At 73.4% G+C, this 13,065-nt stretch carries 11 protein-coding genes and 1 riboswitch; of the genes, 2 read left to right on the top strand and 9 right to left on the bottom strand.

Translation table 11 applies throughout. The annotated features are described in order from the left end of the window. Nucleotides 1-2: 2 nt before the first annotated feature. Nucleotides 3-701 (bottom strand): BON domain-containing protein, encoded by a 699-nt coding sequence (locus GA0070616_RS05630; protein ID WP_091077364.1) that lies wholly within the window; start codon nucleotides 699-701, stop codon nucleotides 3-5. Between the two features lie 336 nt (nucleotides 702-1,037). On the opposite strand from GA0070616_RS05630, the gene GA0070616_RS05625 reads away from it, so the two are divergent. Next, a complete protein-coding gene (locus GA0070616_RS05625; protein WP_091077361.1) occupies nucleotides 1,038-3,788 on the top strand; it encodes a cellulose binding domain-containing protein in 2,751 nt (916 codons plus the stop codon). Nucleotides 3,789-4,008: 220 nt separating this feature from the next. Here GA0070616_RS05625 and GA0070616_RS05620 read toward each other — a convergent pair whose 3' ends face one another. Together GA0070616_RS05620 and GA0070616_RS27985 are read right to left on the bottom strand one after the other, a co-directional pair. Next, entirely contained in the window at nucleotides 4,009-4,413 is a 405-nt protein-coding gene (locus GA0070616_RS05620; RefSeq protein ID WP_091077359.1) for a hypothetical protein, read from the bottom strand. A gap of 148 nt (nucleotides 4,414-4,561) precedes the next feature. Next, on the bottom strand, nucleotides 4,562-4,708 hold the full coding sequence (locus tag GA0070616_RS27985; RefSeq protein WP_175439989.1) for a hypothetical protein: 147 nt from the start codon (nucleotides 4,706-4,708) through the stop codon (nucleotides 4,562-4,564). A gap of 330 nt (nucleotides 4,709-5,038) precedes the next feature. Between GA0070616_RS27985 and GA0070616_RS05615 the strand changes: the two genes are divergently transcribed. Next, a complete protein-coding gene (locus GA0070616_RS05615; RefSeq protein ID WP_091077354.1) occupies nucleotides 5,039-5,401 on the top strand; it encodes an STAS domain-containing protein in 363 nt (120 codons plus the stop codon). Nucleotides 5,402-5,445: 44 nt separating this feature from the next. Here the strand turns inward: GA0070616_RS05615 and surE are convergent, their stop codons facing one another. The 6 genes from surE to GA0070616_RS05585 form a co-directional block, all read right to left on the bottom strand. Further along, on the bottom strand, nucleotides 5,446-6,270 hold the full coding sequence (surE, locus tag GA0070616_RS05610) for a 5'/3'-nucleotidase SurE (RefSeq protein WP_091077350.1): 825 nt from the start codon (nucleotides 6,268-6,270) through the stop codon (nucleotides 5,446-5,448). After that, entirely contained in the window at nucleotides 6,267-7,280 is a 1,014-nt protein-coding gene (locus tag GA0070616_RS05605; RefSeq protein WP_245712670.1) for a 1-phosphofructokinase family hexose kinase, read from the bottom strand. Before GA0070616_RS05605 ends, surE begins: the two co-directional genes overlap by 4 nt. Before the next feature lie 105 nt (nucleotides 7,281-7,385). Next, nucleotides 7,386-8,486, bottom strand: a complete 1,101-nt coding sequence (locus tag GA0070616_RS05600; protein WP_091077347.1) for a coiled-coil domain-containing protein — start codon at nucleotides 8,484-8,486, stop codon at nucleotides 7,386-7,388. Nucleotides 8,487-8,490: 4 nt separating this feature from the next. After that, nucleotides 8,491-8,622: riboswitch (cyclic di-AMP (ydaO/yuaA leader) on the bottom strand. 153 nt (nucleotides 8,623-8,775) lie between these two features. Further along, nucleotides 8,776-9,693 (bottom strand): cation diffusion facilitator family transporter, encoded by a 918-nt coding sequence (locus GA0070616_RS05595; RefSeq protein ID WP_091089964.1) that lies wholly within the window; start codon nucleotides 9,691-9,693, stop codon nucleotides 8,776-8,778. Nucleotides 9,694-9,765: 72 nt separating this feature from the next. Then, nucleotides 9,766-11,883, bottom strand: a complete 2,118-nt coding sequence (locus tag GA0070616_RS05590) for a HelD family protein (protein WP_091077344.1) — start codon at nucleotides 11,881-11,883, stop codon at nucleotides 9,766-9,768. A gap of 132 nt (nucleotides 11,884-12,015) precedes the next feature. Next, nucleotides 12,016-12,930: an alpha/beta fold hydrolase gene (locus GA0070616_RS05585; RefSeq protein ID WP_091077341.1), complete on the bottom strand. Its 915-nt coding sequence runs from the start codon at nucleotides 12,928-12,930 to the stop codon at nucleotides 12,016-12,018. Nucleotides 12,931-13,065 lie beyond the last annotated feature (135 nt).

The raw sequence follows: 13,065 nt of genomic DNA, 5'->3' as shown, positions 1-13,065 counted from the left end.
GTTCAGCCCAGCACCGGCGCCACGGCGATGTGGTTGTGCACCTCGCGGATGCCCGGTGCCGACCAGACGACCCGCTCCACCTCCGCCCGTTCGGCGATGGCGTGCACCAGGCCGCTGAGCAGCACGGTGTCGCCGTGCACCCGCACGGTGATCCGTTCGGCCTCGGTGGCCGCGTTGCGGGCCAACGCGTCGACGATCCGTTCGACGAGGAGGTGCCCGTCCGGGCGCACCTGTGGTCGCACGGTGATCCCGTTGCTGACACCCCGTACGCCGGTCAGCCGGCCCACGGCGCGTTCGGCGGCGCGGCGCTGGTACTCCCACTCCACCTCGCCGTGCACGGTGACCCAGCCGTGGGAGACGGTCACGTCGAGCCCGTCTACCGGGACGAAGGCGTCCCATTCCAGGGCGTGCCGGGCGGCGGCGGCGATGTCCGGGTCGGCCCGCTCGGCGCCCGTGCCCAGGTTCACGGTCAGGTCGTTGGCGACGGCCCGCACCCGGGCCACCCGGTGTGCGGCCCGTTCGGCGGCCCACTTCTTCGCGTAGCTGTCGACCCGGCCGGTCAGCGTGACCACGCCCTCGGCGACGGTGACGCCGACGTCGTGGGCGCGTACCCGGGGTTCCCAGGTCAGTTCGTCGAGCACGGCGGACTGGATCTGCCGGTCGGTGCGGTCGATGCGGTCGATCGTCGAGAGGGTGGCCATCGGCTCGCTCCTGTTCAGCGGGAACGGTCTGGGTCGTCGAGCGGGAACGGTGTGCGTCGTCACGCGGGTACGGGCTGCGTCTCTACGTGGGGACGGTCCGCGTCGATGCTGCCGGCGGGCCGGGTGAGTAGCCCTCACCCGAGGTGGATGACCAGCGATGGGAGCGCTTCCATCCAACTTGGTCATCGGGTAGGGTGGGCGCGTTCCTCGGGCGCGGGAGCCACGCCCCGGTGGCCGGAGCCAGGGCATCGACTCCGACCGTGATCCCCCACGTCGTCCGCGCCGGGCGCGGGCACGCCACGCCCACTCGTGGGCGTCCTGAGGAAGGAACCGCAGATGCGGAGAGGTTTCGTCGGCGCGACCGTGTCCACCCTGGTCGCCGCCGCAGCCGTGGTGGCGGTGCCGCTCACCGCCAGCTCGGCACCGGCCGCGGAGGCCGCGGCCGAGACGTACACCTGGAAGAACGTCCGGATCGACGGCGGTGGCTTCGTTCCCGGCATCGTCTTCAACCCCACCGAGAAGGACCTGATCTACGCGCGCACGGACATCGGCGGGGCGTACCGGTGGGAGCAGGCCACCCAGTCGTGGAAGCCGCTGCTGGACTGGGTCGGCGAGGACCGGTGGGGCTGGAACGGCGTCGTCAGCCTGGCCACCGACCCGGTGCAGACCAACCGGGTGTACGCGGCCGTCGGCATGTACACCAACAGCTGGGACCCGAACAACGGGGCGATCCTGCGCTCGGCCGACAAGGGCGAGACGTGGCAGGCGTTCGAGCTGCCGTTCAAGAACGGCGGGAACATGCCCGGCCGGGGCATGGGCGAACGCCTCGCCGTCGACCCGAACCGCAACAGCATCGTCTACTACGCCGCCGAGGGCGGCAACGGCCTGTGGCGCAGCACCGACTTCGGTGCGACCTGGGCGCAGGTCACCGCCTTCCCGAACGTCGGAAACTATGTCGCCGACCCGACCGACAGCAGCGGCTACCAGGCCCAGAACCAGGGCCTGACCTGGGTGAGCTTCGACAAGGGCACCGGCACGCCGGGCACCGCCACGCAGACGATCTACGTCGGCGTGGCCGACAAGGAGAACCCGGTGTACCGCAGCGTCGACGGTGGCGTGACCTGGGAGCGGATCCCCGGCCAGCCCACCGGCTACCTCGCCCACAAGGGTGTGGTGGACCACGTCGGCGGCCACCTGTACATCGCCACCAGCGACACCGGCGGCCCGTACGACGGTGCCAAGGGTGACGTCTGGAAGTTCACCCGTGCCACGGGCGACTGGACGCAGATCAGCCCGGTCCCGTCGAGCAGCACCGACGCGTACTTCGGCTACAGCGGCCTGACCATCGACCGGCAGAATCCGGACACGCTCATGGTGGCCACCCAGATCTCGTGGTGGCCGGACGCGGTCTTCTGGCGCAGCACCGACGGCGGCGCGACCTGGAGCCGGATCTGGGACTGGGGCAGCTATCCGCAACGGGACAAGAAGTACACCATGGACGTCAGCTCCGTGCCGTGGCTGACCTTCGGCAGCAACCCGTCGCCGCCCGAGGAGACCCCGAAGCTGGGCTGGATGAACGAGTCGGTGGAGATCGACCCGCACGACTCGGACCGCTTCCTCTACGGCACCGGCGCCACCATCTACGGCAGCACCGACCTGACGAAGTGGGACACCGGCGGCACGTTCACCATCCGGCCCATGGTCCGTGGGCTGGAGGAGACCGCGGTGCTCGACCTGGTCAGCCCGCCCACGGGCGCACCGCTGGTCAGCGCCCTCGGTGACATCGGCGGGTTCCGGCACACCGACCTCGACGCGGTCCCGCCGATGATGTTCACGCAGCCGAACTTCACCAGCACCACCAGTCTCGACTACGCCGAGGCCAACCCTGCGGTGATGGTGCGGGCCGGCAACTTCGCCGACGCCGACCGCCCCAACGACAGCCACGTCGCCTTCTCCACCGACGGCGGGGCCAACTGGTTCCAGGGCAGCGAACCGTCCGGGATCAACAGCGGCGGCACCGTGGCCGCCGCCGCCGACGGCAGCCGCTTCGTCTGGGCACCGGGCGACGCGGGGCAGCAGGTCGTGCACTCGGTCGGCTTCGGAACCTCGTGGACGGCCTCGACCGGCATCCCCGCCAACGCCGTCATCGAGTCCGACCGGGTCGACCCGTTGACGTTCTACGGCTACAGCGGCGGCCGGCTCTACGTCAGCACCGACGGCGGGGCCAGTTTCACCGCCTCGGCCGCCACCGGCCTGCCGAGCACCGGCAACGTCAAGTTCAAGGCGCTGCCCGGCCGGGAGGGTGAGCTGTGGCTGGCCGGCGAGGGCGGCCTGTGGCACTCCACCGACTCCGGGGCCACCTTCGCGACGTCGACGACCGTGAGCACGTCGGGCAACATCGGCTTCGGCAAGGCCGCGCCCGGCCGCACCTACCCGGCGCTGTACCTGTTCGGCACCGTCGACGGGCAGCACGGCGTGCACCGCTCCGACGACGCGGGGGCGACCTGGGTACGCATCAACGACGACGAGCACCAGTACGGCAACGCGGGCGAGGCGTTGACCGGCGACCCCCGGGTCTACGGGCGGGTCTACCTCGGCACCAACGGTCGGGGCATCCTGGTCGCCGACCGGGTCGGCGGCCCGACCCCCACCCCGACCGGCCCGACCGGCAGCCCGTCGCCGTCCCCGACCAGTCCGTCGCCCAGCCCCACCAGTCCGTCGCCGTCCCCGACCAGCCCGTCGCCGAGCCCCACCGATCCGTCGCCGACCACCCCCGCGCCCGGCGGGTGCGCGGCCACCTACCGGGTGACCGGTTCCTGGCCGGGCGGCTTCCAGGGCGAGGTCGTGGTGCGCAACGCCGGCACCAGTTCGATCACCGGCTGGACGCTGAGCTGGACGTTCCCGAACGGTCAGCAGGTCAGCCAGCTGTGGGGCGGCAGCCACACCCAGACCGGCGCGACGGTCTCGGTGCGCGACGCGGGCTGGAACGGCGCGCTCGCTCCGGGCGCGACCGCCTCCGTCGGCTTCCTGGCCACGTACGCCACCGCCAACAACCCCCCGTCCACCATCACCTGCACCCCCCGCTGAGCCGCCCGCCCCGGGTGGACGGCAACCGTCCCGGTCGCCGGCCCCGGGCAGGCCAGCGGTGCAGTTGAACTCCGGTCCGCCGGGGCCCGCCTGAGGGGTCCGGCACCCCGGCGGACCGGGCCCCGGTAGGGGCAGCGCCCGACGCCCGCGAGGCGTGGGTGGGCACCCGGCACGGGCCCCGCCGACCGAGCGTCGACGGGGCCCGTGGTCGTGCGTCGGGTCAGCCGTCCAGGCCGACGGGGGAGTTGGGCCGGTCCACGTCGACGAACTCGATGTCGTCCGCGGCCCGGTCGTGGCTGCCCGCGGCGCGGGCGGCGGTGCCGGCGGCCCAGCCGACCGCCGCGCCCACCAGCGCCGCGCCGATCAGCAGGGTCCAGGGCAGGGCGGGCCGGCGGCCGGCCAGCGCGTCGACGGCCCGGGCGGCGCGTCGGCGTGCCTCGTCCGCCGCCGAACCGACCAGGTCCCCGGCGTCGTCGGCGATGCCGGAGCCGCTGCGGCGGGCCGAGCGGGCCGTGTCACGTACGCTGTCGCCGGCCGAGCTCACCGCGGTGAGCAGGTGCCGCCAGGCCTGGTCCGCGACCCGCTCCGGCTTGCTGCGGCGGTCCAGCAGGTTGGTTGCGAACATCTTCTCTTCCTCCTCGGAGTGCCGAAGCCGGCGCCGGCGTCGATCTGTGGCGGCTGCCCGGCGCGTTGCGGTTCGCCTGTCCGGCCTGTGCCCCGCCCGGTGCTTTCGCAAACCCGCGCACGACCGGCCCGGCCTCCGACGGTCGTCGTCAGCGCAGCACGACGGCGGCACTCACGCCACGGGCGAAGTCGTCGTCGTCATCGTCGTCGTCCTCGCCCCCGCCGCCGAAGCCGCAGGCCAGTACAAGGGCGAGCAGGGCGGTGACCCCAGCCAGACCGGCAAGCTTCCTGAGCATCGATGGCTCCTCTCGTCGTGCTGTCCGTCGAGGTGATGCTAGGCGTGCCGGGCAACACCGGCACGCCGCCGCGCGGCGTCGTGGCGCCGCGCCGGGACGTCGGTGTCGGCACTCTTCGCGTGGGGCGGCTACTCTGGTGCGGCAACGCGTCGGCGACCAGCCGACCCTAGTGACAAAAAGACGTGAATGTCGGAATCGGGTGGCCCGGTCTGCCTGAATCCGCGAATTGCTCATCCCGAGGGGTGGCGACCGGGCAGTCGGAGGAATACTGTCGGTCGCGGCCCGCGTACTGATGAGGCGCCCGTCGAACGGGTGAGTGGAGGTGCTCGCGTGAGCCTGTCGATCGTTCAGTCGGTGCTACCCGGTGGTGTCATCGAGATCGCCCCTCGGGGCGAGATCGACGTCGACACCGCGTACGAGGTTCGCGAGGCCATCGCCGAGGTTCTGGCCAAGGGGCGTCCCGCCCGGATCGAGCTGAACATGCGGCTGGTCTCGTTCATCGACTCGGTCGGCATCAGCGCGATGGTCGCCGGGTTCCAGACCGCCGAGGTCAGCGGCGTCAAGCTCGTGGTCACCCAACCCAGCCGGTTCGTGCACCGGCAGCTCTGGGTCACCGGTCTGCTCGGGCTGTTCGGTGCCCCGGAGCCCTACTACGCGGGTGCCGCCACCCCCGAGGTGCTCCCGGGGGCCTGAGCCACCCGCAACGGGGGCCCTCAGCCACCGCCACGGGTCGGCGTTCACTCCTCGCCGAGGCCGGACAGGTCCACGTCGGCGACCTCGGTGACCGCCCGGACCGCCGTCACCGAGGCGTACCCGTCGGCGAGCAGTGCCAGGTCGGTGCCCGGTTGCACCGACTGTCCGGGCTCCTCCAGCGAGGTGCGCACGAAGCCGTGCCCCGCCTCGGCCACCGTCATCTGCACCTGGCCGAAGCTCGCCAGCGCCCCCCGGCGCACCCCGCGCAGTTGGCTGTGCGGCAGGTCCGGCGCGTTGACGTTGAGTACGCTCTCCGCCGGCGCGGCGGTGAGCCGGGGCAGCAGGTCCAGGGCGACCCGGGCGGCGGTGGTCCAGTGGCGTTCGGAGTCGCGGACCCGCGCGGCGGCCGCCACCGCCGCCCCGCCGCTGGCGGCGGTGGCCTCCCCGGCCGACAGCACGTCCAGGGACACCGCCATGGCCCGGCAGCCGTTCGCGGCGGCGGTGAAGGCGGCTCCCACCGTGCCGGAGTGCAGCACCGCCCGGCCGGCGTTGGCACCCCGGTTGACGCCGGAGAGCAGCATGGCGGGCGGGGGCCCGAACGCGCCGTGCGTGGCGATCAGCGCGATGAAGCCGGGGGATCCGCCGACGCCGAAGGCCGGTACCCCGTCCAGTTCCGGCAGCGGATGTGGGCGTACCACCACCTGACCGTCGCGTTCCACGGCGGTCATCGCGGCGCTCGTGCCGCTGGCCTCTTCCAGGGGAGCGGCGACCACCACGTCCAGCCCGCGGTCCACCGCCGCCCGGGCCAGTGCCTGGATGCCGGGGGCGCCGATGCCGTCGTCGTTGGTGATCAGGACCCGGAGCGTCATCGGCCCGCCACCCGGTCGGCCAGTTCGTCGGGGGTGGTCCGCCCTTGTGGGCGGCTGCCGGCCGGCAGCAGGCGGACCCGGTCGACCAGGCCGGTGATCGAGTCGAGCCGGCCGGTGCCCAGCCCGTGCCTGGTCACGTTCAGCGCGCCGGCCGCCGCCCCGGTGCGTACGGCGGTGTGTACGTCGCCGCCCCGGGCCACCACGGCGGCGAACCCGGCGGTCATCGAGTCGCCCGCGCCCCGGTGGTCGGCCGCCTGGAGGCGGGGCATCTCCACCTCGAAGACCTCACCGTCGACCAGGGCCAGGGCGGGCCGGTCGGCGCGGCTGACCACCACGTTCTCCGCGCCGCCGGCGTGCAGGTCGTACATCGCCCGGGTGAGCTGCTCCTCGTCGTCGCCGGCCGCACGCCCGTCGGCGATCAGCTCCTCGTGGCTGACCTTGAGGAAGAAGACCCCGCTGTCCAGGACGGCGGTGAGGTGCTCGCCGCACAGGTCGACCACCACCCGGCTGCCGTTGGCGCCGAGGTCGGCGGCGAACCGGCGGTAGAGGTCCGCCGGCACGAGGGAGGGCTCGTTGGGGCCACTGAGCACACTGACCGCCGCCCGCAGTCCCTCGCCGAGCGCCAGGTTGTAGAGATCGTCCAGTTCGTGGCGGCTCAGCGGCTGGCCGGGCACGTCCACGACCTCGCGGCGGGAGCCCGCGCGCCGGTCGTGCACGTACCCGCCGCTGCCGGAGTCGCGCAGCACCACCTTCAGGTCCACGCCCTCGCTCACCAGCAGGGGGTGCAGGACCTGCCCGATCTCGCCGCCGAGGGCGGTGCAGAGCACCACGTCGACCCCGAGCGACATGATCATCCGGGCCTGCCACACGCCCTGCCCGCCCGGGTGCAGGTGCAGTTCGGGCACGTCGCTCGGCTGGTCCACCGTGACGGTGAGCCGGGGCGTCGGGGCGAAGACCATGACGTGGTCACCCACGGTCGGTTCCGATCGGTGGGTCTGGTCGACTGCCATCTGCCGACCGTAACCAACCGACCGGCGCTCCGCCGGACGTCGGGTCCGACGCGCCGCACGAGGCCCGGGAGCCCTCACCGGCAGCTCCCGGGCCTCGTGCGGGGGTCAGTACACCGACAGGTGCACGTGGTTGGTGTGGTCGCTCGACGGGTCCCCGTTGGCCCCGCTGTACGACTTCCAGCCGCTGCTGGGCAGCCAGATCTGCCTGTACCAGATCACGTAGAGCACGGCGAGCCGGTTGGCGTTGTTGACGTAGAACGCCGCCAGGTTGTTGCCGTACGTGCGGTCGCCGCCGGTGGCGTCCCCGCCGAACCCGTTCTTCTGGGCCGCGAAGTCGCAGGCCCGGCCCTTGGGGTGCTCGCCGGAGCCGCCCGGCCGGTAGCAGGAGACGTACCGGGTGAACCCGGCCGCCTTGGCCTGGTTGAGCGCGTGCAGGGTGCGGGGGGTGATGCAGCCGTTGGCCGGCGTGGGGTCGTTCACGCTGCACGACTCGGCCGGCCACGATCCGTCGGAGTTGCGGGGTGCCGGCTTGGCCTTGGCCGTGGAGGTGCTCCGGCCGCTCCTGCTGCCGCCGTCGTCGGCTCTGGCCGCCGCCGCCGCCTTCTCCTTCTCCTTCTGGTTGGCCACGGTCAACGCCTTCTCGGCCTGCTCCTTGCGCCTGGCCATGACGGCGACCTGTTTGCGCTGCTCGCGGATCTCGCCGTCGAGGGCGGTCTTGGTGCGGACCGCCTCGTCACGGGTCTGCTGGAGTTCGCGCAGCGCCCGGTCCTCGTTGGCGGCCACCGCGTCGAGCGCCGCCGCGCGATCCATGAAGCCGGCGGGGGAGTCGCTCTTGAGCAGCGCCGACGCGGCGGAGAGTCCACCCGAGCGGTACGCCTGGGCCGCGATCTCGCCGACCTTGGTGCTGCGTTCGGCGAGCTGCGCCTCGGTGGCGGTGAGGTGGGTGGCCAACTCGCGTTGACGTTGGACGGAGCTGTCGAGGGCCCGCTTGGCGTCGAGGTAGCCCTTGCTCGCGGCCTCGAGCTGGGCCCGCAGGGCGGGGGTGCCACCCTCGTCGCCCGGGTCGGACGGGGCCGCGAGGAACCCGGCGCGTGGTGCCGCCGTGGCCGGAGCCACCGGGGCGATCGCGACGCCGAGAGCGAGCGTCGCAACGATCAGGGCCGCCGTCCGGGCGGCGCGTCGTCTGACTGGTGCCACTACTGGCATGCACGTGTCCTTCCGTCAGCCGCCGACCGGGTTAGCTGACGGGTTCGGGACGGAAGATCCCTACCGCATGCGCGGATGCACCCCAGGAACATGGTTCCCCGGTTCGCCGTCGTCGGCGATTAGGCGGCGGCCGCCGCCGGCACCGTTGGGTGCCGCCTGGCGGGGGCCGGGTCTGAGAGTACCGGTGCTCCTGTGACTGGTGCAGCACCTGTGACGGTACGTACGCGGGCTATCACGGGCAAATCCGGCATGAGTGCACAATACACTCCACCATTCACTCGTGTGCTCATTACCACTCCACCGTCCCGCAGGCCCCGGGCGACGCGCCGGGCTCGATCTGCAGCGTCGCGTGCTCGATGCGGAAGTCCTCCCGCAGGGCGGTGCGCGCGGCGGTCAGCACCGCCCCGACCTCGGCGTCCGGGGCCATGGTGAGGTGCGCCGAGGCCACCTCCATGCCGGAGGTGAGCGTCCAGACGTGCAGGTCGTGCACCTCGGCCACCCCGGGCACCGCTGCCAGCCGGTCGTGCACCGCCGTGACCTGGAGGTGCTCCGGGGCCGCCTGCACGAGGATGCGCACCGCCGCCCGGCCGAGCCGCCAGGTGCGGGGGAGGATGAACAGGCCGATCCCGACGGCCACCAGGGGGTCTGCCCACCACCAGTCGGTGACGGCGATCAGCAGCGCCGCCGCGATCACGCCGAGGGAGCCGAGCAGGTCGCCCAGCACCTCCAGGTAGGCCCCGCGCAGGTTGATGCTCTCCTTGGCCCCCGGGCGCAGCAGGGCGAAGGCGACCACGTTGGCGAGCAGACCGAGCACCGCCACCACCAGCATCGGCCCGGCCGGCACCTCGACCGGGTCGCCGAACCGGCGGACCGCCTCGACCAGCACGTAGACGGCGACGCCGGAGAGCAGTACGGCGTTGGCCAGCGCGGCGAGCACCTCCAGCCGGTAGAGGCCGAAGGTGCGTTGCGGATCCGCCGCCGCCCGTCGGGTGGCGGCGACGGCGGCCAGGGCCATCCCGATGCCGAGCACGTCGGTGAACATGTGGCCGGCGTCGGAGAGCAGGGCCAGCGAACCGGTTTGCAGGGCGGCCACGGCCTCGACCACCATCAGCGTGGCGAGCAGGGCGAACGCCGCCCAGAGCCGCCCCGCGTGGCGGTGCGCGGCGTTGGCGACCGCGCCGTGGTGATGGTCATGACCCGCGCCCACGCAGACACCCTCCGTCACCTGTCGGGATCGGAGCACAATCTATGCTCACATCGCTATGTATGCAAGTGAAGTTCAGGTGACCGGGTCGACCGTGGTGAGCCGCTGGGTGGCCCGGGACAACGCCACGTAGAGCGTCCGGATCCCCGAACCCGGATCCGCCCGGATCTCTCCCGGGGCCACCAGCACGACCCCGTCGTACTCCATGCCCTTGGCCTCCAGGCTGGTCACCACCTGCAACCGCGACCCGCCGAGCGCGCCCAGCCAGGCCGCGACCTCGTCGCGACGCGGCACCGGCGTGACCACCCCGACCGTGCCCTCCACCTCGGCCAGCAGTGCGCTCGCCGCCGCGATCACCGTGGTGGACAACTCGTCGGCCCCGACCGTCAGGCGGACCGGCTCGATCCCCGTCGACCGCACGGCCGTGGGCAGCGGCAGGTCGGGGTAGAGGCGACGGATCTCCGCCGCCGCCACCGCGAAGATCTCCGCCGAGTTCCGGTAGTTCGTGGTCAGCGTGAAGTGGTGCCTCCGGCGTCGGCCCAACGCCTGGTCCCGTGCCCGGGTCAGCTCCTCCGGGTCGCCCGTCCAGGCCGTCTGCGCCGGGTCGCCCACCACCGTCCAGGACGCCAGCCGCCCCCGCCGGCCGATCATCCGCCACTGCATCGGCGAGACGTCCTGCGACTCGTCCACCACCACGTGGGCGTACTCCCGGTAGTCCTCCGGGCGCTGCCGGGCCGCCTCCCGGGCGGCCCGCTGGCGGTCGGCGAAGGTGCTCAACTCGCGGACGCCGCCGGCCAGCCGGAACGGATCCCGCTTCGGCCTCGCCGGCCGCACCGGCTGGCCGAGCAGCGCGTCCAGCTCGTCGAGCAGCGCCACGTCGGCGACCGTGAGCCCGTCGACGGCCAACCGTCCGTACGCCTGCTGCACCAGCCGGATCTCCGCGCCGGACAGGATCCCGCCCGCGTACCGGCGCAGCCGATCCGGGCGGGCCAGCCAGCCCAGCACATGGCGGGGGTGCAGCCGGGGCCACCACGCCCTGAGGAAGTCCCGGAAGTCCGCCCGGTCGATCAGCTCGTCCTCGAAGGCGCGCTGCTCGGGCAGCCGGGGAACCGCCAACCGGCGGGCCTGGGCGTACAACGCGGCCAGCACCCCGTCGAAACCCGCCCGGCGCACCTCGTTGCGGCGCGCCCCGCGCGGCAACGCCCGGTCCCGGATCGCGTCCAGCTCGGCCCGCTCCAGCCGCAGCAGCTGCCCCCGGTAGAGCAGCCGCAGCTCGCCCGGGCCGTCCGGCACCGCGTCGCGGGTGGCGCGCTCCAGCACCCGCCGCATCCGCAGCGATCCCTTGACCGCCGCCACCTCGGGCGGATCGGTGCGGGTGGCGGTGAACCCGGGGAAGAGGCTGCCCAGCGAGTGCAGGGTGGCCGTGTCCTCACCCAGCGAGGGCAGCACCGAGGCGATGTACTCCACGAACACCGACGAGGGGCCGACCACCAGGATGCCGCCGCCGGCGTACCGGCTGCGGTCGGAGTAGAGCAGGTACGCCGCGCGGTGCAGCGCCACCGCCGTCTTGCCGGTGCCCGGCCCGCCGGACACGATCGTCACGCCCGAACCGGGGGAGCGGATCGCCTCGTCCTGCTCCCGCTGGATGGTGGCCACGATGTCGCGCATGCCCCGGCCCGTGGCCCGGGACAGGGTGGCCAGCAGGGCCCCGTCGCCCACCACCGCCATGTCCGGCGGTGCGGCGGCCGGGTCGAGCAGGTCGTCCTCGATCCGGGTGACCCGCTCCCCGCGGGACTGGATCGTGCGGCGGCGCACCACGCCCAGCGGCTGCGCCGGGGTGGCCTGGTAGAACGCCGCGGCGGCCGGGGCCCGCCAGTCCACCACCAGGGTGGCGGCGTCGGTGTCGCGGATGCCGAGCCGGCCCACGTGCAGCACCTGCCCGTCGTGCCGATCGAGCCGGCCGAAGACCAGGCCCTCGTACTCGGCGTCCAGGGTGTGGCGACGTTGAGCGGCGTGGAACACCATCGCGTCCCGCTCCACCAGCGCACCGAAGTTGCCGACCCGGGCCAGCCGGTAGCCGTCCCGCTCGGCCCGGACCGCCGACCGGCGCAGCTCGGCCAGCCGGGCGTACACCCGGTCGAGATGCCGTTGCTCGGAGGCGATCTCCCGGCGCAGGGTGGTCTGGTCGGTCAACGCTCGTTCCTCCTGACGTCGGCCACCGGACGCCACGAGGCCAACCGCAAGAGGGTACGCCCCCGCCCACCGCGCCGTGCCCCAGGTCGCCGACCTCGCGAGACCGTCGGCCGGCTGCCCGGCCCACCGCCGTCAGAACCCGTGGAGCGGGGTCTGGGCGAGCACCCGCCGCAGGACGCCGAACAACGCCTCGTTGACCTTGTCGGGGCGCTCCATCATCAGCATGTGCCCGGCCCCGGGGCAGACGGTCAGCTCGGTGGCCGGCAGGGCGGCGGCGATCGACTCGGCGCACGGCGGCGGGGTCAGCCGGTCCCGGTCGCCGACCAGGGCAGCCGCCGGCAGGTGGGCCAGCGTGGCCAGGGTGTCCAGCCGGTGCTGGGTGCCGATCGAGGCGCGGAACCCGCCGATCGAGCGCAGGGTCGCGCGGGCCACCGCCGAAGTGACCAGGCGGATGTCGGTGGGGTCGCAGCGGTCGCCGAAGAGCATCCAGCGGATGGACGGCCGCAGCGCCCGCAGCAGTGCCCGGGGCGGACGCCAGGCCCCGCAGCGGGCCAGCACCCCCGCGCCGGTGGTCTCGGCCAGCCGGATCAGCCGGGCGATCCGTGGCGACAGGCCGTAGACGGTGTGGGCGTGCCCCTCGGCGGTCGTGGACACGAAGACCAGGCCGGCCGTCCGGGAGGCGAAGTGCCCGGGGTGGCGGTGCGCGTACTCCATGATCGTCATGCCGCCCATGGAGTGCCCGACCAGCACCACCCGGCCCGTCGGGGCCACCGTGTCGAGCACGGCGGCCAGGTCGTCGCCGAGCTGTTCCAGGGTCGCGGTGGGCAGTGTCATGCAGCTGGAGCGACCGTGCCCGCGGGCGTCGTAGGTGACGACCCGCACCGACCCGAAGGCCGCCCGCAGCGCGGCCAACTGCCGGTGCCAGCTGCGTCCGTCCAGCGTCCAGCCGTGCAGCAGCACCGCGGTCACCTCGGCGTCCGCCGGGCCGACGGCCTCCACGTGGAGGCGTACGTCGTCGGGAAGCCGTACCTCGACGTGTTCCGGCATCGTCGAACCTCCCCAGGCCGCACAGGGCCGTAACGCCCGGGATACCCGGTGGTAACACGGGTTATCCCCCATGACACCACGCCACCTACCCCGTTGAGAAGATCCGCAAGCGTGCCTCGCGTACGCCGGGCCCCC

The sequence above is a fragment of the Micromonospora nigra genome (assembly GCF_900091585.1).
Classification (GTDB): Bacteria; Actinomycetota; Actinomycetes; order Mycobacteriales; family Micromonosporaceae; genus Micromonospora; species Micromonospora nigra.
This window is presented reverse-complemented; position numbering and strand designations above follow the sequence as displayed.